This window comes from Arthrobacter sp. 9V, assembly GCF_902506065.1.
Classification (GTDB): domain Bacteria; phylum Actinomycetota; class Actinomycetes; order Actinomycetales; family Micrococcaceae; genus Arthrobacter.
Genome location: NZ_LR733029.1, coordinates 1 through 1,135, shown reverse-complemented (window position 1 = coordinate 1,135; position 1,135 = coordinate 1). Strand labels below are relative to the sequence as shown.

The 1,135-nt window shown below is 72.4% G+C and carries 1 protein-coding gene; it reads left to right on the top strand.

The features are described from left to right. Positions 1 to 1,118, top strand: a 1,118-nt coding sequence (locus tag BACI9J_RS23510) for an enolase C-terminal domain-like protein (protein ID WP_159736733.1), incomplete at its 5' end; no start/stop codon positions are given. Between the last annotated feature and the right edge of the window lie 17 nt (positions 1,119 to 1,135).

The following is a 1,135-nucleotide window of genomic DNA, read 5'->3' as shown; positions in this document are numbered from 1 at the left end:
TCGTCGGCGCCGATGCCGAGGCGGTCCTGGCCGCCATGGGCGGCACCTGGCGCGCGATGGTGCACGACTCGCAGCTGCGGTGGCTCGGCCCGGAGAAGGGCGTCATGCACATGGCGATCGGCGCCGTGGTGAACGCCCTGTGGGACCTGCGGGCGAACCGTGCGGGGCAGCCGCTCTGGGCCCTGCTCGCCGACCTGCGTCCCGAGGAACTCGTCGACCTGGTCGACTTCCGGTACCTGACCGACGCGATCACCCCGGCCGAGGCGCTCGAGCTGTTCCGCGCCGCCGAACCGCTGCGTGCCGAACGCCGTACCCGTCTGGAGCGCGAGGGTTACCGCGCCTACACGACGACCCCGGGCTGGCTCGGCTACGACGACGAGAAGCTCGCGCGGCTGTGCCGTGAAGCCGTGGACGACGGGTTCACCCAGATCAAGCTCAAGGTCGGCGGCGACGTGGACGAGGACGTCCGACGGATGGGCATCGCCCGCGCCACCGTCGGCCCGGACGTCCGGGTCGCGATCGACGCCAACCAGCGCTGGGACGTCGACGAGGCCGTGGCGTGGATCGACCGGCTCCGCCCCTTCGACATCGCGTGGGTCGAGGAGCCCACGAGCCCGGACGACATCCTGGCCCACGCCGAGATCGCCCGGCGCATCGCCCCGATCCCGGTCGCGACGGGGGAGCACATGGCGAACCGCGTGATCGCGAAGCAGCTGATCCAGGCCAGGTCGATGTCGGTGCTGCAGATCGACGCCACCCGGGTCGCCGGGGTGAACGAGAACCTGGCGATCCTGCTCCTCGCCGCGAAGCACGGCGTCCGTGTCTGCCCGCACGCCGGCGGTGTCGGCCTGTGCGAGGCGGTGCAGCACCTGTCGATGTTCGACGCGGTCGCCCTGACCGGCGACCTCGACACCCGGTGCATCGATTTCGTCGACCACCTGCACGAGCACTTCGTGACCCCGGTCGACGTCCACGACGGACGCTACTGGCCGCCGACCGCGCCCGGCGCCGGCACCGAGCTGCTCGCCGACACCCTGACCACCCACGCGTTCCCGGACGGCCCGGTCTGGGCCGAGTCCGACGCAGCGCACGTCCCGGACGCCGTCCGGGTCGCCTGACTCCCCCCTCCCCGCAC